The 24,222-nt window shown below is 71.5% G+C and carries 17 protein-coding genes; 14 read left to right on the forward strand and 3 right to left on the reverse strand.

The window, feature by feature from the left end:
- Position 1: 1 nt before the first annotated feature.
- Positions 2–1,459 (reverse strand): oxygenase MpaB family protein, encoded by a 1,458-nt coding sequence (locus AB1046_RS18355; RefSeq protein WP_369370730.1) that lies wholly within the window; start codon positions 1,457–1,459, stop codon positions 2–4.
- A gap of 173 nt (positions 1,460–1,632) precedes the next feature.
- On the opposite strand from AB1046_RS18355, the gene AB1046_RS18360 reads away from it, so the two are divergent.
- From AB1046_RS18360 to AB1046_RS18385, 6 genes are all read left to right on the forward strand, one after another.
- Positions 1,633–2,229: a sigma-70 family RNA polymerase sigma factor gene (locus tag AB1046_RS18360; RefSeq protein ID WP_369370731.1), complete on the forward strand. Its 597-nt coding sequence runs from the start codon at positions 1,633–1,635 to the stop codon at positions 2,227–2,229.
- Entirely contained in the window at positions 2,226–3,461 is a 1,236-nt protein-coding gene (locus tag AB1046_RS18365) for a hypothetical protein (protein ID WP_369370732.1), read from the forward strand. Before AB1046_RS18360 ends, AB1046_RS18365 begins: the two co-directional genes overlap by 4 nt.
- Before the next feature lie 100 nt (positions 3,462–3,561).
- Positions 3,562–4,893 carry a M18 family aminopeptidase gene (locus AB1046_RS18370; protein ID WP_369370733.1) on the forward strand — a complete coding sequence of 444 codons (1,332 nt, stop codon included), beginning with the start codon at positions 3,562–3,564 and terminating at the stop codon, positions 4,891–4,893.
- 423 nt (positions 4,894–5,316) lie between these two features.
- Positions 5,317–6,816, forward strand: a complete 1,500-nt coding sequence (locus tag AB1046_RS18375) for a helix-turn-helix domain-containing protein (protein ID WP_369370734.1) — start codon at positions 5,317–5,319, stop codon at positions 6,814–6,816.
- Complete coding sequence (locus AB1046_RS18380; RefSeq protein WP_369370735.1) at positions 6,813–7,565, forward strand: HAD family hydrolase; 753 nt, start codon at positions 6,813–6,815, stop codon at positions 7,563–7,565. The genes AB1046_RS18375 and AB1046_RS18380 overlap by 4 nt, the downstream gene beginning before the upstream one ends.
- Before the next feature lie 186 nt (positions 7,566–7,751).
- The gene (locus AB1046_RS18385; protein WP_369370736.1) at positions 7,752–10,055 is read left to right on the forward strand and encodes a sodium-translocating pyrophosphatase; all 2,304 of its coding nucleotides are present in this window, start codon (positions 7,752–7,754) and stop codon (positions 10,053–10,055) included.
- A gap of 104 nt (positions 10,056–10,159) precedes the next feature.
- Here the strand turns inward: AB1046_RS18385 and AB1046_RS18390 are convergent, their stop codons facing one another.
- Positions 10,160–10,735 carry a DinB family protein gene (locus AB1046_RS18390; RefSeq protein ID WP_369370737.1) on the reverse strand — a complete coding sequence of 192 codons (576 nt, stop codon included), beginning with the start codon at positions 10,733–10,735 and terminating at the stop codon, positions 10,160–10,162.
- Positions 10,736–11,044: 309 nt separating this feature from the next.
- On the opposite strand from AB1046_RS18390, the gene AB1046_RS18395 reads away from it, so the two are divergent.
- The 7 genes from AB1046_RS18395 (at position 11,045) to AB1046_RS18425 (ending at position 20,111) form a co-directional block, all read left to right on the forward strand.
- Positions 11,045–12,817, forward strand: a complete 1,773-nt coding sequence (locus AB1046_RS18395; RefSeq protein ID WP_369370738.1) for a M20/M25/M40 family metallo-hydrolase — start codon at positions 11,045–11,047, stop codon at positions 12,815–12,817.
- Between the two features lie 67 nt (positions 12,818–12,884).
- Positions 12,885–13,217, forward strand: coding sequence for a CD225/dispanin family protein (locus AB1046_RS18400; protein WP_369370739.1), 333 nt, complete (start codon positions 12,885–12,887; stop codon positions 13,215–13,217).
- A 79-nt stretch (positions 13,218–13,296) separates the two neighbouring features.
- Positions 13,297–14,490: a hypothetical protein gene (locus tag AB1046_RS18405; RefSeq protein ID WP_369370740.1), complete on the forward strand. Its 1,194-nt coding sequence runs from the start codon at positions 13,297–13,299 to the stop codon at positions 14,488–14,490.
- Positions 14,491–14,507: 17 nt separating this feature from the next.
- Complete coding sequence (locus AB1046_RS18410) at positions 14,508–16,091, forward strand: methyltransferase (protein WP_369370741.1); 1,584 nt, start codon at positions 14,508–14,510, stop codon at positions 16,089–16,091.
- Positions 16,092–16,221: 130 nt separating this feature from the next.
- Positions 16,222–17,175 carry a LysR family transcriptional regulator gene (locus AB1046_RS18415; RefSeq protein WP_369370742.1) on the forward strand — a complete coding sequence of 318 codons (954 nt, stop codon included), beginning with the start codon at positions 16,222–16,224 and terminating at the stop codon, positions 17,173–17,175.
- Between the two features lie 171 nt (positions 17,176–17,346).
- The gene (locus AB1046_RS18420) at positions 17,347–18,471 is read left to right on the forward strand and encodes a S1 family peptidase (protein WP_369370743.1); all 1,125 of its coding nucleotides are present in this window, start codon (positions 17,347–17,349) and stop codon (positions 18,469–18,471) included.
- A gap of 191 nt (positions 18,472–18,662) precedes the next feature.
- Positions 18,663–20,111 carry a S1 family peptidase gene (locus AB1046_RS18425; protein ID WP_369370744.1) on the forward strand — a complete coding sequence of 483 codons (1,449 nt, stop codon included), beginning with the start codon at positions 18,663–18,665 and terminating at the stop codon, positions 20,109–20,111.
- Between the two features lie 67 nt (positions 20,112–20,178).
- Here AB1046_RS18425 and AB1046_RS18430 read toward each other — a convergent pair whose 3' ends face one another.
- Positions 20,179–21,159, reverse strand: a complete 981-nt coding sequence (locus tag AB1046_RS18430; protein ID WP_369370745.1) for a phosphatase PAP2 family protein — start codon at positions 21,157–21,159, stop codon at positions 20,179–20,181.
- Between the two features lie 232 nt (positions 21,160–21,391).
- Between AB1046_RS18430 and topA the strand changes: the two genes are divergently transcribed.
- Positions 21,392–24,205 carry a type I DNA topoisomerase gene (gene topA / locus AB1046_RS18435; protein ID WP_369370746.1) on the forward strand — a complete coding sequence of 938 codons (2,814 nt, stop codon included), beginning with the start codon at positions 21,392–21,394 and terminating at the stop codon, positions 24,203–24,205.
- Positions 24,206–24,222 lie beyond the last annotated feature (17 nt).

The raw sequence follows: 24,222 nt of genomic DNA on the forward strand, positions 1-24,222 counted from the left end.
GTCAGGGCCGTTCTGACTGGTAGCTCGCCACGATCGCGTGGGTCCGACGTTGGCCCCAGCGTTCGAGCCGTTCCCGGCCACGCCGAGTGCGACCCAGCACGCGGTACCGCCACGTGTTGAGCGGCAGCAGGTACGCGTGCGCCCACGGCGGGCGCAGCGGCAAGCCGAGCTCGCCCATGCTGCGCACCCCGAGAAACACCGTGAGCATCGACAGCAGCCGCTCCCGTTCCAACCGCGCCCGCCACGGCTGCCACCAGGACGGCCCGCGGTAGACCCGGTCGGCCTGCGCGGCGACCACCGCCTGGGCCAGGCGCGGCCCCGCGGCCGAGACCCCGGCCTGCGCGAGCAGCACGTGATAGTTGATGTGGTGCCGCGCCCACTCGTCGTCGACCAGGAAGTCCGGGTGCACCCCCATCAGGTGCCCCACCCACTTCCACAGATGCATCAGGGCTTTGCTGTCCGACGGCGGGATGCGCACCCCGAGCGCGCGGCACCCGAGGATCAGGGCGCCGTCGAACAGCCCGAGCGTCGCGGCCTGATCAGCCTGGTTGATCGGCAGACCCCAGCGGGCGACGTCCCAGCGGGTCGGCCCGGACTGATGGACGCCGGACGGGCTTTCGTCGGACGAGCCGTCATACGACGGGCTTGCGCCGTGCGGGCCCGCGAACGATGCACTGACCAGCGCGTGCATCACCCGGACGTGCACGGTCGCTCGCCAGGCGGGGGCGTAGGCCCGGAGCGCTCCGGGCTCGGACAGCCCGACCGTCCACTCCTGGGTCTCGGCGAGCCGGCGCAGCGCATCACCGGTCAGCGCGCCGGTCGCAACGAGCAGATCGGTGGGCCCGCCGAACCGGTACCCGCCCACGAGTGAGAGCTGCAGCAGCACGTCGCTCGCGTTCTGCCCGAGCCGGCGTTGCACTGCGGCGCCGGTCTCGACGAGGTCCCAGTCCACCCAGTCGGGCACGCGGGTGACCTCGCTGAGGAACCCCCGGAGCGCATCGGGCACCTGCGCGCCGAGTTCGGTCCCTTGCTCAGGTCCCGCGCCCAGATCGGTCCCTTGCACCGAGATCGGTCCATTAATTGACCGATCTCGGTGCAACGGACCGATCTCGCCGTCGCCAGCGTGCAACGGACCGATCTTGCGCCCCGTCCCCCCGCGCGACGGACCGGCGAGCGCCGTCCGGAGCTGCGCGTGCGTCACCCGCCCCGGCGCTCCGGCCGGCAGCCGCATCGCGGCGGCGAGCGCCGCCCCGGCGTCGTCCTCCTCGAAGAAGGCGTGGCCGATCCGGTCCAGGAGTGCCTCGTCCACGCCGCGCACGCCGCCGAACAGGCGCAGTGGGCGCCCGATCCGGGCCCCGCGTGCCTCGGCGGCGCGGAACCGTGCCGGGTACGGCGACCTGGTGGTTGGCCCGGCGTCGTCGACCCGGCTGTCCACAGGGTTGTCCACCGTGTCGGCCATGCACCCATCCTGACCCGCGCGCTGCCCCCAAACACAGCCCTCCTTGGTTGTGGGCGTGACCGTTGCGACGAAGCGCCCGTCTTAGGCGCAACGATCGCGCCCACAACCAGGTACCCCAACCTTTTGGTCGGGTGGTTCGTCGGTACGGTCAAGTTGGCAGGAAGGAGCTGGATATGGGCTGGCACGAAGACCTGGAGACGCTCGCCGCGCAGCGCGGCAGTGTGTTGGTCGGTTATGCGTACACGCTCTGTGGCGATGTCCGGCAGGCCGAGGACCTGGTGCAGGAAGCGCTCGTCAAGTACTGCTCCCGCCTGGTGCGACCCGGCGGGCGAACGGGAGGTCGGCGCGGTCCGGCGGCGTCGGGCATGCATACGGTCCCGCTCGATGGGACCGACGGCGGGCACACCCCCGTCGAGTTCGCGGAGGCGTATGTGCGGCGCACGGTGCTGAACCTGTACCTCGACGGATGGCGCCGCAAGAAGCGCTGGGCCGAGATCGTGCCGAGGGTCGCCTCGGACGACCGGCTGCGGTTCCCCGACTCGGGCATCACTGCCCGGGCGGACGTGGTGCATGCGCTCACCCGGCTCATGCCCCGGCAGCGGGCATGCGTGGTGCTGCGCTACCTGGAGGACATGACTATCGAGCAGGTGGCGAACGAGCTCGGCATCGCGCCGGGGACCGTCAAGCGCTACCTGCATGACGCGCTGCGCACTCTGCGCGATGTGCTCGAACCGGCCGGGGCGGCCGTGATGAAAGGAGCTCCCCGATGAACCAGCACGATGATGCCCGGGACCCGAACCACGGCTGGGTGGACCCCGCTGAGACGGGTCTCCTGGCGGAGACGCTCGGCGCGATGGCCGGCGGGGTGGACGCCGAGTCGCCCACCGGTCCCGCGGCGGCCATGCCGATCATGCACAGGCGGGTGCGGTTCCGCCGGACGGCGAAGCTGGGTGGGCTCGGCGGGGGCGCGCTGGCGCTCGTCGCCGTGCTGGCGCTCGGGGCGACGCAGCTCGCGCCGCCCGACCAGTCCGACGCGCTGCCAGCCGCGCCCGCGCCCTCGCCCTCGACCACGCCGGACTTCCAGCTCCAGGACGGCTACCAGCCGCCCTGGCTCGGCTGGAGCGACCTGACGTGCGGCATGCCGGTGGCCGACCTGGAGTCCACGGCGCCGGGCTGGTCGGTGGCGCCGGCCGGTGACATCTACGCCCGGGCGGAGGAGCTCGGCGACGAACAGTCGACGTCGTGGGGGATGGCGGCGGCGATCGAGGAGGGACTGGGCGGCGTGCTCAGGTCTTCCGTCGCCCTGGTGTGGAGCCAGGACGGCAGGGTCGTGGACCTGGGGCCAGACGTGTTCGGTCCGGCGGGTGATACCGGGAACGCGCCGCTGCTCGGTTCTGCCCAGGAGGGAGTCCTCGAGGCCCACGGCGCAGCGGCGTCGACCTGCTCGCCGACCGGGGCCGAGGCCGACCCGGTCTTCGCGTCGCCCCTGCCCGAGGGGGACTACGAAGTGCGGGTGGTCGCCTTCCCGCAGTTCGTCTCGGACGACTGGTGGACGGTGGTGAGCGAGCCGGTGCCGGTTCGCATCGACGCCGACGGCGCGCACAGCCCGGTCGAGGTCGGTGACGACTGGACGACCATGGAGTTCCCGGAGCCGCTCGCGGGCCAGGTCTCGCGGTTCGAGATGGAGCGCGCCACGGGTTGGGTCCACGCGGAGATGACCCAGCACCGCTACTGGTGGAACACCGCGCTGCGGATCATCGGCTACTGCGTCGGTTCGGCGCCCGGGACTCCGCTTCCGATCGAGCTGGTGCTGCCGTCCACCGGCGAGGTGCTCGCGACGACTCAGATCACCTGCGACGGCGAAGAGACCGTGGCGCAGGTCGAGGTCTCCGCAGGCGAAAGGGGGGCCATCGACATCCGGGTGCCGGAAGTGCCCGACGACGCCATGCACTTCTGGATCTCCCTCGAGTCGGCAACACCCGCCGGTACAGACGCAGACTGACCCCGACCGACCCCGAACGTGTCAGATGCTCAGGTCACCCCGCGTGACCTGAGCATCTGACACCTTCGACGGCTGAGGAACCGCCGGACATAATGGCCGGGTGACCGCCCAGACCTTCCCAGCCCAGACCGCAGCCTCCGCCGTCCCCGAGGAGGCCCGCGCCCACGCCGAGGCCCTGGGCGCGTTCATAGCGGCCGCGCCGTCGTCGTACCACGCGGCCGAGGAGGTGGCCCGGCGCGCGGAGGCGGCCGGCTTCACCCGGCTGGTGGAGGACGCCGCCTGGGCGATCACCCCGGGCGGGCGGTACGCAGTGGTCCGCGACGGTTCGGTCATCGCCTTCAACGTGCCCGACGCCGCCGGCCCCACCACACCCTTCACGATCGTCGGCGCCCACACCGACTCCACGGGCTTCAAGCTGAAGCCGAAGCCGACGACACGCGGCGCGGGCGGCTGGTGGCAGGCCGGGGTCGAGGTCTACGGCGGGCCGCTGCTCAACTCCTGGCTCGACCGCGAGCTCGAGCTGGCCGGCCGGATCGTCACGCACGACGGCACCGAGCACCTCGTGCGCACCGGCCCGATGCTGCGCATCCCCCAGCTCGCGATCCACCTGGACCGCGGCGTCAACGACCACGGCCTCACCCTCGACAAGCAGCGCCACACGCAGCCCGTCTGGGGGCTCGGGGACGCGCAGAGCGCCGATATCCTGGCGGCGCTCGCGGCGGACGCCGGCATCGACCCGGCGTCGATCGGCGGGTACGACGTCGTCCTGGCCGACACCCAGCCGGCCCGCGCCTTCGGTGCGGACCAGGCGCTGTTCGCCTCGGCCCGGCTGGACAACCTGCTGTCCGCCCACGCGGGCCTGACGGCGCTCCTCGCCCGGGCGGCGGACGCCGGGACCTCGAGAGGCGTCGAGATGTTCGCGGCCTTCGACCACGAGGAGATCGGCAGCGCGTCCCGCTCGGGCGCGGCCGGGCCGTTCCTCGAGGACGTGCTGGTCCGCATCGCCACCTCGCTGGGCGCCACCGCGGAGGAGCGGGCGCGGGCGTTCGCGGCCTCGCTGCACGTCTCGTCCGACGTCGGACATGCAGTGCACCCGAACTATCCCGAGCGGCACGACCCGGCCAACCACCCGGTGGCCGGCGGCGGTCCGATCCTCAAGATCAACGCGAACCAGCGGTACGCCACGGACGCGCACGGCGCGGCCGCGTGGAATGCGGCTTGCGCGACAGCCGGAGTGCCCACCCAGGAGTTCGTCTCCAACAACACATTGCCGTGCGGCTCCACTATCGGACCGATCTCGGCGACGCGTCTGGGTATCCGCACCGTGGACGTCGGGGTACCAATTTTGTCGATGCATTCGGCGCGTGAGCTCACTGCCGTCGTCGATCCGTGGTACCTGGCGCGGGCCATGAAGGCCGTCCTCGCCCGCTGATTCGTCGAATCATCCCGGAACCGGGTGAGAAGCCTGGTTCATCGGAGCGACCTGCGCTTTTGCATGTTTCAGTTGGTTCTGTCCGGGTATACATTTGGCACAATGCGGACACAAGTTGGACGCTTGTCCAAGAAGGCACCCGTCTGACCTGCGAAAACGCCCTAGCGAGGTCCTGCTTCTGTATGGAAGAAAATGCCCAGTACCGTCCGGATGCAGGGTCCTCACGAGGGTGATACCACTGTGGTCATCCAGAGCCGATGAACTCGGCAAAAGAGAAATGCCGGACCCCAGGAGCCCCCGTTGCCTCGTGCCACCGTTCGCACTTGCGCCCGATGCGGCTGTGTACTCAGTCGTTACAACTCCGAAGCTCGCTGCGCCGCGTGCCGACGCACCGAGTCAGTTCCCGTCGTCTCACTCCCCAGCGTGCCCACCCGGGTCTGGCAGGACGAAGCAGTCCGGGCCGCGCTCGCCGACTGGGATTTCGGACAGGTCAGCCGCATGGTGCGGCAGCTCGTCCCACTGCGGCAGGAGGACGTGGCGGCCCTCACCGGCCTGAGCCAGTCCTATCTGTCGATGCTGGAGTGCGGTGACCGCCGCCTCACCGACGTCTCACGCGTCGTCCAGTTCCTGACGGGCCTGGGCACGCCGCCGGACCTGGTGCGGCTCCCGCTCCCGGGAATCAGCCCCCTGCCCGACGCCGGTACAGCCGCGCGCACCGGTGCGTCCGGCCAGGCCAGCGCCGTGCCGGAGCAGGTGACGCCCACCGCGCCCGACCCGGTCCTGCCGTGGACGGCTGATCGTATGCTCACCGCGCTCCGCCTGGCGCACGTCGCGGACAACACCGCGGACTGGCTGCCCAGCGACGCCAACGGGCCAGTGTCGGCCACGGCGATGAGCGACGCGGCCGGGACTGAGTCGCCGCGTCCGGCGTCCGGCATCGCGCTGAACTCGATGATCCAGCGGTGGGACGCCGAACAGGCCGAGCCCCTGCGTCGTGCCACGGCCGGCACTCGGGTATCCCTCGAGCTGTGCGGGCACCTGCAGGGCACGCTGGACGAGCTGCGGGTCATGGACAAGGGCTCAGGCAGCGGGGCGGTGGCCGACCTGGCCCGCGCCCACCTCGCCCTCGTGGTCCGGGTTCTGGAGCGCAGCACGTACGACGAGGTCACGGGCCGCAAGCTCGCCGCCGTCGCCGCGGACACCGCCACCCAGGCGGGCTGGTTCGCGTTCGACGCCGGACGGACGGACGCGGCCCGCGCCTACATGCTCGCCGGCCTGCGGGCCGCGCACGCCGCGGCCGACGACAGGCTCGGGGCTGGCGCCCTGTCCTACCTCGCGATCCACGGCTACTCCAGCGGCGACCCGCGCGACGCTGTCCGCGCCGCGGAAGCGGGGCGGCGTCGGATCTCCCGCCTCGACGCACCGCACCTCGCGGCGACGCTGCTCACCCGGCAGGCTCGCGGCCATGCGGCGGCCGGTGAGGGCGAGGCAGCGCGCCGTGCCCTCGGTGAGGCCTCGGACCTGTGCGCCCGCGGCCGCGGCGAGGACGACCCGCACTGGCTGTACTGGATGAACGAGGGCGAGATCCACGGGCAGTCCGGGTCGGCGCACCTCGCGCTCGGCAACACGGCGCGCGCCGTGGAGAGCTTCGGCCACGCGATCCAGGCCGAACGGGCGGGCGAGCGTCGCACGCACGGGCTGTTCCTGAGCCGGGCGGCCCAGGCGCACGCCAGGGCGGGCGACCTCGACGCCGCCTGCTCGACCGGCGAGGAAGCGGTAGCCATCGCGGAGACCGTGCAGTCGGCGCGGCTGCGCGAGCACCTGCGCGACCTGTCGGCGGACCTCCGTCGAGGCGGACCGACAAGACGGTCCGGGGTCGGCGCGCGGGTGCTGACCGAGCGGATCGCGGCCCTGACGTCGTGACCGTGCCGGCCACCTCCCGCGGTGCAACCAGAGCGCTGGTGCTCTGGGACATCGATCGGACTCTCGTCTACGTCGGGGAGGTGGACCGGACCGCATACCGGGAGGCGTTCGCCGAGGTCGTGGGACGGCCCGCCGAACGCCTCCCGGCGCGCGGGACCGGGGTGACGATGCCGCTGGCGATCCGTGCTCTCCTTAAGGACAACGGCGTCACAGGGAGCGAGGTCGACGACCTCCTGCCGCGGATGCTCGAGGTGGTGCCGCTGCGTTTCGCGGCGCACACCGAGGACGTGCGGCGCCTCGGCGTTGTGCTCCCCGGGGCCATCCAGTCGCTCAAGGCCGTCGCGGCCGAGCGCGACCTGGTCGCGACCGTCGTGACGGGCAACCTCGAGGCGAACGCCCGGATCAAGCTGGGCGTCTTCGGCATGGAGCAGTACCTGGACCCGAGCGTGGGCGGGTACTCGTCCGACGACGCCCACCGGCCGGCCCTCGTGGCCGTCGCGCAGCGTCGCGCGGGGGACCGGTACGACAGCACCTTCGACGTCTCCAACACCGTGATCGTCGGGGACTCGCTCGAGGACGTGCGCACGGGGCTGGAGGGTGGCGCGCGGGTGGTGGCCGTGGCGTCGGGCACCACACCGCCGGAAGTGCTCGCTGCGGCCGGCGCCGATGTCGTGCTGCCGGACCTCACGGACCCCGAGCGGCTGCTCCAGGAGATCCGGGGGCTGACCGACCGCCCGGGACGTCAGTAAACACGGGCGGATCCGCGCGCAGCGCACGGCCGTTTCGACATAGTGACTGCTGTCACATGTGGGTAGACTCTGGTCTCTTCCCGCCATCGACGGTGCTGGCGGGACGCATCGGCCTTGTGCTGGTCAAGCGGGCACAGGGCAACACATATCTGGGGAATCTGCCCCGGAGCTCGTCGAGGAGGACGAATGCCTGAAGACGGTATTGTTTTCGGCGCAGGCAGCTACACCACGGTGGCGGTGATCGCCCTCATCGCGGTTGCCGCACTCGGGTGTGCGTTCGTGCTGCGTCGCCAGGTGCTTGCCGCGCCTGATGGAACCACGAAGATGCAGGACATCGGCCAAGCCATCCAGGAAGGCGCCTCCGCCTATCTGAAACGGCAGTTCCGCACCCTCTTGCTCTTTGCGGTGGTCGTGTTCGGACTGCTCTTCCTGCTACCGGGGGACAGCGGCATCCGGATCGGGCGCTCCATAGCGTTCGTCTTCGGCGCCGGGTTCTCCGCGGCGATCGGCTACCTGGGCATGTGGCTCGCGGTGCGGGCCAACGTCCGCGTCGCCTCGGCCGCCACGCGCCCCGGAGGCCGCGCCGAGGGTGCCCGGATCGCCTTCCGTACCGGCGGCGTCGTCGGCATGTCCGTGGTGGGCCTCGGCCTGCTCGGTGCCGCGCTCGTCGTTCTTGTGTACGACGTCGACGCGCCCGCCGTGCTGGAAGGGTTCGGCTTCGGCGCCGCGCTGCTCGCCATGTTCATGCGCGTGGGCGGCGGCATCTTCACCAAGGCCGCCGACGTCGGCGCCGACCTGGTCGGCAAGGTCGAGCAGGGCATCCCCGAGGACGACCCCCGCAACGCAGCCACCATCGCCGACAACGTGGGCGACAACGTCGGCGACTGCGCCGGCATGGCCGCCGACCTCTTCGAGTCCTACGCCGTGACCCTCGTGGCCGCCCTGATCCTGGGCAAGGCCGCGATGGGCGAGCAGGGCCTCGTGTTCCCGCTGATCGTCACCGCGATCGGCGCGTTCGTCGCGCTGCTGGGTGTGTTCATCACGCGGGTCCGCGGGTCCGAGAGCGGCCTCGCCGCGATCAACCGCGGCTTCTACATCTCCGCGATCGTCGGCGCCGTGCTGGCCGGGATCGCCTCGTTCATCTACCTGCCGTCCTCGTTCGACCAGATGACCGGTACCGCTGACCTCTCGGCTGTGACCGCCGACCCGCGTGTTGTGTCCGCCCTCGCCGTGCTCATCGGCGTCGTGCTGGCGGGTGTCATCCTCTGGGTTACCGGCTACTTCACCGGCACCGACAAGAAGCCGACGCTGCACGTGGCTGCGACCTCCCGGACGGGCGCCGCGACCGTGGTGCTCTCCGGCATCGGTGTGGGCTTCGAGTCCGCCGTCTACACGGCCGGCATCATCGCCGCCGCGATCTGCGGCGTCTTCCTGCTGGCCGGCGGTTCCGTCTCCCTGGCGCTGTTCCTCGTGGCCCTCGCGGGCTGTGGGCTGCTGACCACGGTGGGCGTCATCGTCGCCATGGACACGTTCGGCCCGGTCAGCGACAACGCGCAGGGCATCGCCGAGATGTCGGGCGACGTCGACGAGGAAGGCGCGCAGATCCTCACCGACCTGGACGCCGTCGGCAACACCACCAAGGCGATCACCAAGGGCATCGCGATCGCCACGGCAGTGCTCGCCGCGACCGCGCTGTTCGGCTCCTACGCCGACGCCGTGTCGCACGCGCTCGCCCAGGTCCAGAACGTCGGCACCGGGCTCGTGACCTCGATGCTCAGCTACGAGATCATCTCGCCGGTCACGCTCGTCGGCGTGATTCTCGGTGGCGCCACCGTGTTCCTGTTCTCGGGGCTCGCGGTCGACGCCGTGACGCGCGCCGCCGGCGCCATCGTGTTCGAGGTGCGCCGCCAGTTCCGCGAGCACCCGGGCATCATGACGTACGAGGAGCGCCCCGAGTACGGCAAGGTCGTCGACATCTGCACCCGGGACTCGCTGCGCGAGCTCATCACGCCGGGTCTGCTGGCGGCGTTCGCGCCCATCGCGGTGGGCTTCGGCCTCGGCGTCGGGCCGCTGGCCGGGTTCCTGGCCGGCGCCATCGGGACCGGTGTGCTCATGGCGATCTTCCTGGCCAACTCGGGCGGCGCCTGGGACAACGCGAAGAAGATCGTCGAGGACGGCAAGTACGGCGGCAAGGGCTCCGACGCCCATGCCGCGACCGTCATCGGCGACACCGTAGGCGACCCGTTCAAGGACACCGCCGGCCCGGCGATCAACCCGCTGATCAAGGTGATGAACCTGGTCGCGCTGCTGATCGCGCCGGCAGTGGTGGCGATGAGCGTGCCCGCGGACGCGAACCACGCGCTCCGCATCGGCATCGCGCTCCTGGCTGCGGCCGTGGCGTTCGGCGCCGTGATCTGGTCCCGCATGCGGGCCAGCCGGGTGGACGCCGAGCAGCAGGCGGAACAGGACCGCGCAGAGGCCACGGTCTGACCTGACCTGGCCTGACCTGTAATACGACTTCGGTCGGTTGCCATGAGATCGGTCCTTCAACGGACCGATCTCATGGCAACCGACCGAAGTCGTCTCAGTCCCAGCTACTGGCCCACGCGGCCGTCTACGCACTCGCGGAGCAGGTCGGCGTGGCCGACGTGGCGGGCGTACTCCTCGATCATGTGCACCAGGATGTCGCGCACCGGAGTCTGGTCCCCGTGGTGCGTGACGGTCGCGCCCAGCCCGTCCTCGGGAAGGGTCTCCATCCAGGCGTCGGCGGCCTGGACCTCGTTCCGCCAGGTCTCCCACGCCTCAGCGACGACGGCGGGGTCGGCCACAGCGCCGTCGAAGTCCTCGTCGCGGTTCTCCGACTTGCCGAACAGCCTGGGCAGGTCCTCCTGCCCCTGCAGCGCCCGCTGGAACCAGCTCTGCTCGACGGCGGCGAGGTGCCGCACCAGCCCGAGCAGCGACATGGTCGACGGCGGCACCGACCGCCGCGCCATCTGCTCGGCGTCGAGCCCGTCGCACTTCATCTCCAGCGTGATCCGGTAGTGCTTGAGGTAGTTCCAGAGGGTTTCCTTCTCGCCGACCGGATTGGCCAGCGCCTCGCGCGGGTCGTCGTCGGGGTCCGTCCACATGTCGGGGTAGACGGTGGCGGAGGTCCAGCGCTCAGTGGTCATGCGAACAGTGCACCCCCGGGCACGGGCGCGGTCAACGGCATTGTTCGGCGCTGCCGGCACTCTCTCGCGCACCCGCGCGCGGCCCGCTCGGTGCGCTGCACCGCAACGTCGTCGGGCGAACCGGCGCAGTATCCGGCAAAGTAGGACAAGCGCGGGCGTTTGAGTTCCGCACCGGGGGTAGGTTAAAAACCGGGTGCACCGCTATCGTCTGCGATGTTGCGCTCCCGAACGACCCGTGGTCCACGGGTGTTGGCGAGAGCCCCGAAGCAGGAGCCCCTACGTGGGAGACCCGGAGCAGGAGAAGGTCCCGTGAGTGCCGACATCGACCCGACCGAGGCCATCCCTCAGGTCACGGCCGAAATGATCGCCAAGGCAGCCGCCCAGCCGGGCGCATCGACCAGCGACGTGACGGCCCAGGCACGCTCGCAGGCGGCTCCGGCTGCTTCCCCCGTGCCGCTGTCCACGACGCGTCCGGAAGCGTCTCCTGCGCGGTCCCCGCGGGCCGAGCCGTCGCGGGCCGAGCCGTCGCGTGCCGCGGCCTCGACGACGGCCAGGTCGTCGACGACGGCCGCGTCCCCGACGACGGCCGTGCGCGAGACGCTCCGGCAACCGGGATCGCAGAAGGACCAGCCGGTCGCCGAGCAGCCGGCGGCTCCGGACGCCGCGCTGTCCGGCCGGCCCGCCGCCTCCTCGTTCACGCCCTCGGAGCCGTACGGCGAGCGCAACGCCGCTGCGGGCCACCTCGCGGCCGGGCACCTGTCCTCGCTCGTGCAGATCCCGACGCTGTCGTCGTGGGACCCGCAGTACGTCGACCACGAGGCCTTCGGCCGGCACCGCGCCGCGCTGGCGACGTTCTACCCGCGAGTGCACGCCCTGCAGAGCGAGCCGGCGGGCGAACACGGTCTGCTCTACCGCTGGCCGGGCCGCGGGCGCCAGGACGTGCTGCACCCCTTCCCGGTGGTGCTCGTGGCGCACCAGGACGTGGCAGCGGTCCAGGCGGCGGACTGGTCCGCGAACCCCTTCTCGGGCGAGATCCGGGACGGCGTGGTGCACGGCCGCGGCACCCTCGACGACAAGGGCGGCCTGGTCGCGGTGCTCGACGCCGTGGAGACGCTGCTCGGCGAGGGCTTCCTCCCCGAGCGGGACGTCTGGCTGTTCTTCGGGGCCGACGCCGAGGCCGCCGGCGGGACGGCGAAGATCGCCGTCCGGCGCCTGTACGAGCTCGGTGTGCGCCCGTGGCTCGTGATCGACGAGGGCGGGGGCGTCGTGACCGACGCCTTCCCCGGCGTGAACCGGCAGACGGCGCTGGTGGGTGTGGCAGAGAAGGGCCTGGTCGGGGTGAACCTGTACACCACGGATGCCGGGGGCCACTCGGCGATACCCAGCCGGCGGACCGCGACGGCGCGCCTCGCCCGCGCGGTGACGCGGGTGAGCGGGCGTCGGTTCGCGGCGCGGGTCAACACCCCCACCGTGGCGATGCTGGAGCGGGTCGCGCCCACCGCCAGCGGCTTCAGGGGCACGCTGCTGAAGGTCGCGAGCAAGATCGCCTCCGGGCCGCTGAGCAAGCTCGCGGCCTGGATGCTGGCCTCCGGCGGGCCCGAGGCCGTGGCGGTGGTCCGTACCACGGTGGCGGTCACCGAGCTCCAGGGCGGTGCGGGGGCGAACGTAGCGGCGTCGTCGGCCCGTGCTCACCTCGATGTCCGGGTGGCGCTCGGCGAGACCGTGGACCGCACGGTGGCGCGGCTGCGCCGCATCATCGGGGACAAGGACGTCGAGATCGAGGTCGTGGAGCGCAGCGAGCCCAGCGAGGTCTCGCCGACGGACAGCCAGCAGTTCGCGCTGATCGGCGAGGCGATCAGCGCGTCGTACCCGGACGCCGTCGTTGCGCCGTACGTGCTGCTCGCGTCCTCCGACGCCCGCACCTTCACGCCCATCAGCGATCACGTCTACCGGTTCAGCCCGTTCGCACTGACGCGTGAGCAGCGACAGTCGATTCACGGCGTCGGGGAGCACCTGAGCGTTGATTCTCTGGGTCGCGGAGTGCATTTTTATCGTGAGGTACTGCGAAAAATCCCCGCCTGACCTGCACATTCAACAAATCTCCGAAATTGGACTAAGTTCTCCCTTTACGTAGGTGAGGGGGACGTCCATGAGCAGCTCCGCCAACCCACCCGTGGTACCGGGTGGTTCGCGCGCGCCCGTGCACGTCAACGTCCACACCTACCCGGCGCAGCTGCAGTATCCGCCGCGGTCGTATCTTGTGTTCGCCGTCCTGGTGACCATCTTCGGCTTCCCGCCCACCGGCATAGTCGCCCTCGTGAACGCGGCGCGGGTCAATTCCCTGTGGCGGACGCAGCAGCACGACAAAGCCCGTAGGGCGTCCCGCCAGGCGCGTAACTGGGGCCTCCTGACGCTCGGTATCTGGGTCGTCCTGGTGATCGTCGTGGTCTTCTGGGCGAGCATCAACTACCTGAACAGGTAGCGACTTCACCCAAGGTTCGCGAGGTATCACACACTTGCCCCTCCTGCCCAGGGGGGTGTAGCGGGTAAAGTGCGCGGCTATGAGTGCGACACGGCGCAAGGGCTCGCGAGGTGGCCGTGCTGCGTCCCGCGCTGGAGGCCCCCCCGCAAGCAACGCGCTCACCTGGGCGGAGAGCCTCGCGGCCGGGGAGTCAGCGCCAACCGCCAGTGCTCTTGAGTGGGCGGAGAGTCTCGCGGAGAGCGAGGCCGCGCCCAGCCCCTGGGGCAGCACCCCGGCCGCACCGTTCCCCGCCTCGGCCGACGCCCTGCCAGGTGACGCGCTGCCGGGCGACGAGAGCGGCTCCCCCTGGGGGCCCGTACCGGCTCCCGTCGTGGCCGACGGCGACGGCAGCGGCGAGGGCGACTCGAATCCGTGGGGGGCCGTCGCAGCCGCCGAGCCCGCGGTGACCCGCGGCCGCGGCAAGAACGTCGGCGGCAAGAGCGGCAAGGTCAGCAAGTCCCGGTCCAGGAGCAAGGGCGCCAAGTCCGGCACGAAGGGCGCGCCCAAGGACGACCTCGAGCCAACTCCGGCAGGCGGCTTTCCGCTGAACACACCTCCGGTGGCCGACGAGGCCCCGGTCGAGCTGCTGCCGGGGCCAGTTCCGGGTCCGCTCCCGGAGCTGCAGCCCGACGACGTCCCGCCCACCCGCTCGGGCCTGCCGGCCGCCAAGCCCGCCACCAAGAACGCCGGCCGGAAGGGCGCCAAGGGGCGCATCCCCGCACCCAGCACCGCGCAGCAGAGGCGGATCAAGACCGTCCTGCGCCAGGGGCTGCCCAAGGTGCTCGACAAGCCGGTGGTGCTGGTGGCGTCGGGTGTCGTCGCCGCGCTGCTCGGCCTGGGTACCGGCTGGGGCACGAGCCTCGGCGGGGGCGAAGGCGGCGCGGTCTCGAGCGCGGACGCCGCATCGTGCGCGCAGACGCAGATGGCGTGGACGCAGGCCGCCAACGCGCAGTCGGCGATGGTCGAGGACCAGCCCGACACCCTGCGCAACGGGTTCGTCAACGCCCGCAACGCGCTCGAGGGTGTGACACCCCCCGAGGACATCTCCGCGGACTGGGCGGTCGCCTTCACGTACTACTCGACGGTGGCCAACAACATCGAGCGGGTCGAGCCCGACGACGGCCCCGCGGTGATCTCGGCCGTGGGCGGTGCGCAGCAGGAGCTCGACACCGAGGCCATGGTCGCGGCGTCCGAGGCCATCTCCGTCTACGTCAACTCGAACTGCAACCCGTAGGGGCCCAGGATGGGCTCGTGCAGCCTCTCGTGACCGACCTCGCCCTCGTCGACTCCCTGCGTGCCGACCTGGTCTCGTCCGCCTTTGACGTCGACGGCGTCGAGAACCTCCTCGGCAAGCTCGCCGCGGCGGCGCTGCACCGGGAGCAGTCGCTGCCCGCGCGGCGCGCATTGGTCGCGGCGGTGGCCGGCAAACCGCCGTCGGACCGGGACCCGCTGGCGACCCTCACCGACCTCTTTCTGCTCGGCGCGGCAGTGCCGCGGGCCGCGTTGGACCGGGCCCTGCCCGAGCTCGGGGTGACTGGCGCCGTGCGCATCGGCCTGGTCTCCGCGCAGGGCACCGGGGACGACGACGAGGTGCGCGCCCTCGTGGACCTGCGCCCCTACTCGTCGGCCGACGCCGTCGGCGATGCGCGCTGGTGGCTCGCCTCCGACCTGGGTGAGCTGGCGACGGGCGGGCGCCTGGCGGGGGACCACGTGCTCGGCGCCGGCGGTGCGTCGCTGACGCTCGCGCAGGTGACCGTGCGCACGCCGACCGGCCGGGTGCTCGACCTCGGCACCGGCTGCGGCATCCAGGCCCTGCACGCGGCGCGGCACGCGCAGCAGGTGGTGGCGACCGACATCTCCGAGCGTGCGCTCGCCTTCGCGAGGTTCAACGTCGCGCTGAACACGCAGGCCGGTGCGGAGGTGGAGCTGCGGCACGGGTCGATGCTGGAGCCGGTGGCCGGGGAGCGCTTCGACCTGGTGGTCTCGAACCCGCCGTTCGTGATCACCCCGCACGCCGGGGCCGCCGGGCGGGCGGTGGCCGAGGCGCTCGGCGACTACGAGTACCGCGACGGCGGCCGGGCCGGTGACGACCTGGTGCGGGACCTGATCCTCGGCGTCGGCGGTGTGCTCGCGCCGGGCGGCACCGCCCAGCTCCTCGGCAACTGGGAGCATCGCCGGGGCGAGCCCTGGACCGAGCGGGTCGGCGCGTGGCTCGACGACGCCGGCCTGGACGGCTGGATCATCCAGCGGGAGGTCCTCGACCCCGCCGAGTACGCCGAGACGTGGATCCGGGACGGTGGCACCACCCCCGACCGGGAGCCGGACGCCTGGGCCGCTGCCTACGGTGCATGGCTCGACGACTTCGCGTCCCGGGACGTCGAGGCGGTCGGCTTCGGGATCGTGACGCTCCGCCGCCCGGTGACCGGGCCGCCCACCCTGCGGCGCCTCGAGGAGCACACGGGGTCGGTGCGGCAGCCGCTCGGCGCGCACATCGCCCGCAGCCTCGCCGGGCACGACTGGCTCGCGGCGCGCGACGACGCCGCGCTGGCCGCCGCGCACCTGGTGACGGCCGCCGACATCACCGAGGAGCGATACCTGACGCCCGGCGCGGCCGACCCGAACGTCGTGGTGCTCCGGCAGGGCGACGGCCTGGGGCGCGGCGTGCAGGCGTCGAGCCCGCTCGCGGCGCTGGTGGGTGCTTGTGACGGCGAGCTGACGGTGGGCCAGATCGTCGGTGCGCTCGCAGCGCTGTTCGACGTTCCAGGGGACGCCCTGGCGGCCGAGCTGCTGCCAGCGGTACGCGGCCTGGTTCGTGACGGTTTCCTGGCGGAATGACGTCAGGCGCCAGTTTCTGCCCCCAGGACGGTTTTCGTTTCGTTTCTGGGACGTAACGGTCAGTCGTCGTCGCCGATAAATCTTGCGCGCGACCGAGACATCTGGAGCTATGACAGATATTTTCCACCGTGTGGAACTCGACATGCGGCACTTGAGGATGGTTGTCGCTGTTGCCGAGTCGGGCAGCGTCACAAAGGCGGCCGCTGCCCTCGGCATCGCGCAGCCGGCGTTGACTGCGCAGCTCAACCGCATCGACCGGTCGCTGGGCGGGAACGTCTTCGTCCGCGATCGCTTCGGTGCGCGCCCGACAGAGCTCGGTGAGCTGATACTCCGGCACGCTCGCGTGCTTCTCCCGGCGATGTCGGCCCTGGCCGACGACGCCGAACGGCTCGTCAACGGCGACGTGGCCCGGGGCGAGACGGTGCGGGTGGGTATCACCGGCACCGCGCTCGGCGGACTGTTCGTCAACCAGCTGCACATCGCCATCCCCGGCGCGCAGGTCACCACGGCCATGCCGCACCTGGCGGACGACGTCGCGTCCCGGCTTGCCCGGGGGACCATCGACGTCGGGCTGGTCGGCATGTGCTCCGACGTCTCGCCGCCGCCCGCAGTGGAGGTCGCGTGGACCCGGGTCTGTACCGACCCGATGTTCGTGCTGCTCGACGAGCACCACCCGTACGCGGGCAAGCCCGAGGTCTCGCTCGCCGAGCTGGCCGAGGAGCAGTGGCTCTGCGTGCCGTCGCACAGCGACCTCGAGGACTGCTTCGTCTCGGCGTGCGTCCGTGCGGGGTTCACCCCACGCGGTATAGGCGAGGCCGAGTGGACCATCGCCGTCGACCAGGTGCGGTCGGGGCGCGCCGTCGCGCTCGTCGAGCCGGGGCAGCTCGACCCGCCGGGTGTCGTGACGGTCCCGCTGGCCGGGGCGCCGCTGCGGCGCACGCACTACCTGGGCTGGCGGCACGACGCCGATCTGCGGGTGGACCTGGAGGCCGTCGAGGGCGCCGCCCACCGCGCGCACCGGGACGCCGTGCGGCGCAGCCCGCAGTACGAGCAGTGGCTGGCGATGTACGGGATGCTCACCTGATCGCGCCCTGTCCCGTCGTGAACTCGTACGTAGTTTGCCCTCCATAGGAAACTTGTATGACCTCAGTGTGATCTGGGCCTGAAGTCCATCTCCTCCTACAGTGACGCCACGGGTGAAAATCACCTGTGGGCGGACTATTCGCCCGCTGTACGACACAAGGAGTCGCTGGAGATGAGACACACTTCCCTCCGGGCCGTCGCCGTGGCAACAGCCACCGTGGGCCTCTTTGCCGGCACCATCAGCGCCGTCGCTGCCGCACCGTCCGACGTCGAGGCCGCATCCTCGGGCTACGCGCCGGGCCTGGTGGCCGCCATGGAGCGTGACCTGAACCTGAGCACCGCTCAGGCCGTGGCGCAGCTCGAGGCGCAGGAGAACCTGGCCGTCACGCAGCAGGGCCTGGCCAAGTCGCTCGGCGCGACCTACGCCGGTGCCTGGGTCGAGGGCACGGACGCGCTGCACGTAGCCGTCACCGATGCCACCGAGGCCGCTGACGTCCGTGCCGCAGGTGCCACTCCAGTGACCGTGGACAACTCGCTCAAGGCGCTCGACGCCTGGACGGCCGACCTGGACGGCGCGCTGTCCTCCTCCGACGTGACGACGTACCGCGTCGACGTGCAGACCAACCAGATCGTCGTCGACGTGGTCAAGGGCGCCGAGGCCGAGGTCGCAGCGGCCGTGGCCGCGGCGGGTGTGCCCGCCGACGCCGTCACCCTCGCGACTGCCACGGAGCGTCCCCGGACGCTCATCAACGTGATCGGCGGCAACGCCTACTACATCGACAACGTCTCGCGTTGCTCGGTCGGCTTCTCGGCCACCGGTGGCTTCGTCACCGCCGGCCACTGCGGCGACGTCGGCAGCACCACCACGTCGCCGACCGGCACCTTCACCCGGTCGTCGTTCCCGGGCAACGACTACGGCTACGTCAGCACGGGCAGCGACGACGTCTCCGTGGGCGCCGTCAACAACTACGCGGGCGGCAACGTCGCCGTCCAGGGTTCGACGCCGGCCGCCGTCGGCGCCACGGTCTGCCGTTCCGGTTCCACGACCGGCTGGCACTGCGGCACCATCCAGGCCCTGAACGCCACGGTGAACTACGCCGAGGGCAGCGTCACCGGGCTGATCCGCACCAACGTCTGCGCCGAGCCGGGTGACTCGGGCGGCTCGCTGCTCGCGGGCTCGCAGGCCCAGGGCATGACCTCCGGCGGTTCGGGCAACTGCACCTCCGGTGGTCAGACCTACTTCCAGCCGGTGGGCGAGGCGCTGAGCGCGGCCGGTGTGTCGCTCGTGACCAGCTGATCCCGTAGGCGCTGGACGCCGACGGTCATATCGGGCCGCAGGGCAGGTAGGGGGTTCCCTTACCTGCTCTGCGGCATGTCCGCATATTCCTCCGATATGCCCTAATCGGTATCTGTGAGTTTCCTGAGGGCGACCCTACGCTTTGCCGCACTGGGTGAATCCATTGCCCCGACGACAAGGAGTCGCTGGACATGAGACGCACATCCTTCAGAGCGATCACCGTGGCTACAGCCGCGGCGACGCTTCTCGCCGGCAGCATCACCGCTGCAACCGCAAGCGCAGCCGCCGGATCCGACAAGCCAGAGGTGTCCACGTACGCCCCCGGTTTGGTCGCCGCCATGGAGCGCGACCTTGGCCTGACCACCTCACAGGCCGTGGCTCGCCTCAAGACAGATGAGGTCCTGTCCGACAAGCAGCACACGATCGCCAAGACCCTCGACTCGGCATACGCCGGCGCGTGGGTCGAGGGCAGCAAGCTGTTCGTAGCCGTCACCGACCAGGCCGGAGCCGCGGACGTCCGCGCTGCCGGAGCGACTGCCGTCACCGTCGACCAGTCGCTCAGCCAGCTCGACCGGCTCGCTACGAAGGCCTACCGGGCCGCACCGACCGCCAAGATCGCCGCCACCTACGTGGACGTCGAGTCGAACGCGGTAGTCATGGAGGTTGCGGAGGGCGCCAAGGCTGCCGTCACCGCCGCCGTCCAGCGAGCAGGGGTCCCAGCAGGCTCCGTCTCCGTCGTCGAGGTGGCAGAGCTGCCCCGCACCTTCATCAACGTGATCGGCGGCAACGCGTACTACATCGGCGGGTCCCGCTGCTCGGTCGGGTTCTCGGCCACCAGCGGCTTCGTCACCGCAGGCCACTGCGGCACCGTCGGCGCCACCACCACCTCGCCGACCGGCACCTTCCGCACGTCGTCCTTCCCGGGCAACGACTACGCCTACGTCAACACGGGCACCGACGACGTCCCCGTGGGCGCCGTCAACAACTACGCCGGCGGCACCGTCGGTGTCGCGGGCTCGACCGCTGCCGCCGTCGGCGCCACGGTCTGCCGTTCCGGTTCCACGACCGGCTGGCACTGCGGCACCATCCAGGCGCTGAACGCCTCGGTCACCTACCCCCAGGGCACGGTCTCCGGGCTGATCCGCACCAACGTCTGCGCCGAGCCTGGTGACTCGGGCGGCTCGCTGCTCGCGGGTTCCCAGGCCCAGGGCATGACCTCGGGCGGTTCGGGCAACTGCTCGTCCGGCGGCACCACCTACTTCCAGCCGGTGGGCGAGGCGCTCAGCGCCGCGGGCGTCGCGCTGATCACCGGTGGTGGCGGCACTCCGACGGGTTGCGCGACCGAGGAGACGGCGTTCAGCGGTTCGCTGACCTCCGGCGCCTCGGCGTACGAGCCGACCAGCACCGGGTTCACGGCGTCTGCCGGCACCATCACGGGCTGCCTCGACGGGCCGAGCGGGGTCGACTTCGACCTCTACCTCCAGAGGCTGAGCGGCAGCACCTGGTCCAACGTGGCCCAGGGCATCACCTCGGCCCCTGACGAGACCGTGAGCTACTCGGGCACGGCCGGGACCTACCGCTGGCGCGTGCTCGCGTACTCCGGTTCGGGCTCCTACACGGGCGGGTACTCGACGCCCTGATCCTCATCGCATGACGTGTCAGACGCCCAGGTCACCGGTGACCTGGGCGTCTGGCCCGTTCTGGGCCCTACGAGCCCTGGGGGCGCGCCGTCGACTGGCGGACCATGAGCAGCAGCGCGAACGAAGCCAGCGTCACGGCCACGACCCCGAGCATCCCGCCCATGTACGCGGTGAGGTCACCGCCGGGCAGCCCCCAGTCGTAGCCGCCCACGCTACCGAGCGCGCCGACGGCGAGAACCCCGGTGCCGACGGCGCCGACCAGCAGCAGGCCCACTGCGGTGGACGACCCCGGCTCCCCGCCGCGCCGCGGCTCGTCCAGGGACGAGGGCGAGCTCAGCGCGCAGACTCCCGCACTCCAGGCGAGCACCACGAGGATGGCGGCGGCGACGTCGGAGGGCCGGTGCCACTGCCCGATCAGGGTGGAGACGCCGGTGGCCGCCGTGTAGGCGGCGCCCGCCACCGCGACCAGCGGCCGCCAGCGCCGGGGCACCGCGATGAGCAGGCCCGCGGCGACGGACGCGGCGACAGTGGTGTGCCCGCTGGGGAGGGTGTTGATGTCGGCGCGCGCGGAGTCGAGCAGGGGCGGCCGATCGAGGATCACCTTGATCACCTGCGTGCTGAGGTTCGAGCCGGCCACCAGGATCGCCACCTGCGCCGCGAGCCACCAGCGCCCGCGCGCCAGCGCCAGGACCACGGCGACCGCCAGGCCCAGCCCGACGAACGAGGTCGACACCACGCCGAGCACGGGCCCGGCGAGCTCCATGAGCGCACCCTGCCCGGTCGCGGCGCCCTCGAGTGCGAGCTGGTCGACGCGCTGGCCGCTCTCCGAGGCGACGAACGTGTCCCACGTGGCCCACACGCCCCAGAGCGCGAGCACGGCGGCGGCCGCTGCCGCCAGGCGCGGCCCCACGCGGGGTCTGAGGCCCGCAGTCCGCCCCGGCATCGGGGTCCCGACGCTGGTCGGCGGCGGGTAACCCTTGGCCGTGCCGACGACGTGGCCTCGCGCGGGCTGCGGGACTTCTGGTGGCGGGAGGGTACGGTCGGTCATGATTCAACCGTAGGGGAGCGGCCTGCAGAGACCGTGTGGCCCGTGTGAGACTCTGTCCGATTTTCGGCCCGGCTTTCACGGCACGAGTGATTATCACCACGGTCATGCGAGACCACCGGGCAACCCGCCGCCCGCCCGGATAGGGTGCGATCCGTCGCGCCTGGCGTACCGTGAACTCTCCAACGCCGCTCGGCGCCCTCCCCCAGACCCCGCAGGAAGCAGGCAGGACCGCATGTCCCAGGCACGCAAGCTCGTGATCGTCGAGTCGCCCACCAAGGCTCGCAAGATCCAGAGCTATCTCGGCGACGACTACGAGGTCGAAGCCAGTGTCGGGCATATTCGCGACCTCCCGCAGCCCAAGGACCTGCCCGCGGAGATGAAGAAGGGTCCGTACGGCAAGTTCTCCGTGGACGTCGACAACGGGTTCGACCCGTACTACGTCGTGCACTCGGACAAGAAGAAGAAGGTCAGCGAGCTCAAGAAAGCGCTCAAGGAAGCCGACGAGCTCTTCCTCGCCACCGATGAGGACCGCGAGGGCGAGGCCATCGCCTGGCACCTGATCCAGGAGCTCAAGCCCAAGGTCCCGGTCAAGCGCATGGTGTTCCACGAGATCACCCGGGACGCGATCCTCCGGGCGCTGGAGAACACGCGGGAGCTCGACCAGGACCTCGTGGACGCCCAGGAGACGCGACGCATCCTCGACCGCCTGTACGGCTACGAGGTCTCGCCGGTGCTGTGGCGCAAGGTGCGGCAGGGCCTGTCCGCCGGCCGGGTGCAGTCCGTGGCGACCCGGCTCGTGGTCGAGCGCGAGCGCGAGCGCATGGCGTTCGTCTCGGCGGACTACTGGGACGTGGCGGGCACCTTCGCAGTGGCGCCCGACGGCGGCGCGGCCGCCTCCGGCCAGCCCTCCTTCCGCGCCCGGCTCACCCAGCTCGCTGGCGACAAGGTCGCCTCGGGCCGCGACTTCGACGACCGGGGGCGGCTCAAGGTCCGCACCGGCGTGCGGCAGCTCGACGAGGCGACCGCGAACGCCGTCGTCTCCGGGCTGGCGGCTGCCGACTTCGCCGTCCGCAGCCTGGAGACCAAGCCCTACACGCGGCGCCCCGCCGCGCCGTTCACCACCTCCACGATGCAGCAGGAGGCGGGCCGCAAGCTGCGGATGTCGTCGCGCCAGGCGATGCGCACCGCGCAGGGCCTGTACGAGAACGGCTACATCACCTATATGCGTACCGACAGCCCTTCCCTCTCAAAGGAGGCGACGGACGCCGCGCGCCGGCAGGCCGCCGAGCTGTACGGGCCCGAGTACGTGCCGGGCGCTCCCCGCCTGTACCAGTCCAAGTCGAAGGGCGCCCAGGAGGCGCACGAGGCGATCCGCCCCGCGGGTGACTCCTTCCGTACCCCGGCGCAGGTCGCCAGTGAGCTGAGCGGCGACCAGTTCCGTCTGTACGAGCTGATCTGGAAGCGCACGGTGGCCTCCCAGATGGCCGACGCGAAGGGCTCGACGGCTTCGGTCCGGCTCGGGGCCGTCGTCGTGGGCGGTGCGCAGGACGGCAACGAGGCGGTGTTCTCGGCGTCGGGCACGGTGATCTCGTTCCGTGGCTTCCTCGCGGCCTACGAGGAGAGCGCGGACGCCGACGCCGAGCAGAGCGAGGGCGCGGCGGCCAAGGAGGCGCGCCTGCCGACGATGTCGGAGGGCGACGCGCTGGTCGGCACCGACCTCGCCGCGGACGGCCACTCGACGGCGCCGCCTGCCCGCTACACGGAGGCGTCCCTCGTCAAGGCGCTGGAGGAGCGCGGCATCGGCCGCCCGTCCACCTACGCCGCGACGATCTCGACCATCCAGGACCGCGGCTATGTCATCACGCGTGGCCAGGCACTGGTTCCGACGTGGCTCGCGTTCGCGGTGATCCGCCTCCTGGAGGAGCACTTCGACCGGCTCGTCGACTACGACTTCACGGCCACGATGGAGGCCGACCTCGACCAGATCGCCGCGGGGTCGCGGGACCGGGTCGCCTGGCTGCGCGAGTTCTACTTCGGCGAGGCCCCGGGCAACATCGGCACGTCCGACCCGCTCGGCGTCGACAGCGACGGCGGCGGTCTCCGCGCGCTCGTGGCGAACCTCGGCGAGATCGACGCCGCGGCGATCAACTCCGTGGACATCGGCGAGGGCATCCGGGTGCGCGTGGGCCGCTACGGCCCGTACATCGAGGACCTCGCGGCCGAGGTCGAGGAGGGCAAGACTCCGCCTCGCGCCTCCGTGCCGGACGATGTCGCGCCCGACGAGCTGACCGTCGCCAAGGCCCGCGAGCTGCTCGCGGCCGGGGCCGACGACGGCCGTGTGCTCGGCCAGCACCCGGAGTCGGGGAACCCGATCGTGGCGAAGAACGGCCGCTACGGCCCGTACGTGACGGAGCAGATGCCCGAGCCGGAGCTCGACCCTGACCTGTCCGCCGCCGCGAAGAAGCGGGCGCTGGCCGCCCTGCCCAAGCCGCGGACGGCGTCGCTGCTCAAGACGCAGGCCCTCGACTCGGTGACGCTCGAGGACGCCCTGCAGCTCATGTCGCTGCCGCGCGTCGTGGGTGTGGACCCGGAGTCCGGGGAGGAGATCACCGCGCAGAACGGTCGCTACGGCCCGTACCTGAAGAAGGGCACGGACTCGCGCACCCTGCCGTCCGAGGAGGCCATGTTCACGGTCACCCTGGACGAGGCCGTGGAGATCTACAAGCAGCCCAAGCGGGGCCGCGGACGTACCGCGACGCCGCCGCTGCGCGAGCTCGGGGACGACCCGAACAGCGGTAAGCCGATCCAGGTCAAGGACGGCCGGTTCGGCGCGTACGTGACCGACGGCGAGACCAACCGCACCCTGCCGCGCGACGTCACGCCGGAGTCGATCACCGCGGAGCGAGCGATTGAGCTGCTCGCGGAGAAGCGCGCCCAGGGCCCGGCGAAGAAGCGCACCACCCGGACGACGACGGCCAAGAAGCCGGCGGCGAAGAAGGCCCCGGCCAAGAAGGCTCCGGCGAAGAAGGCATCGACCGCCAAGTAGCGGGCATCTATTGCAAC

Source organism: Promicromonospora sp. Populi (assembly GCF_041081105.1).
Classification (GTDB): domain Bacteria; phylum Actinomycetota; class Actinomycetes; order Actinomycetales; family Cellulomonadaceae; genus Promicromonospora.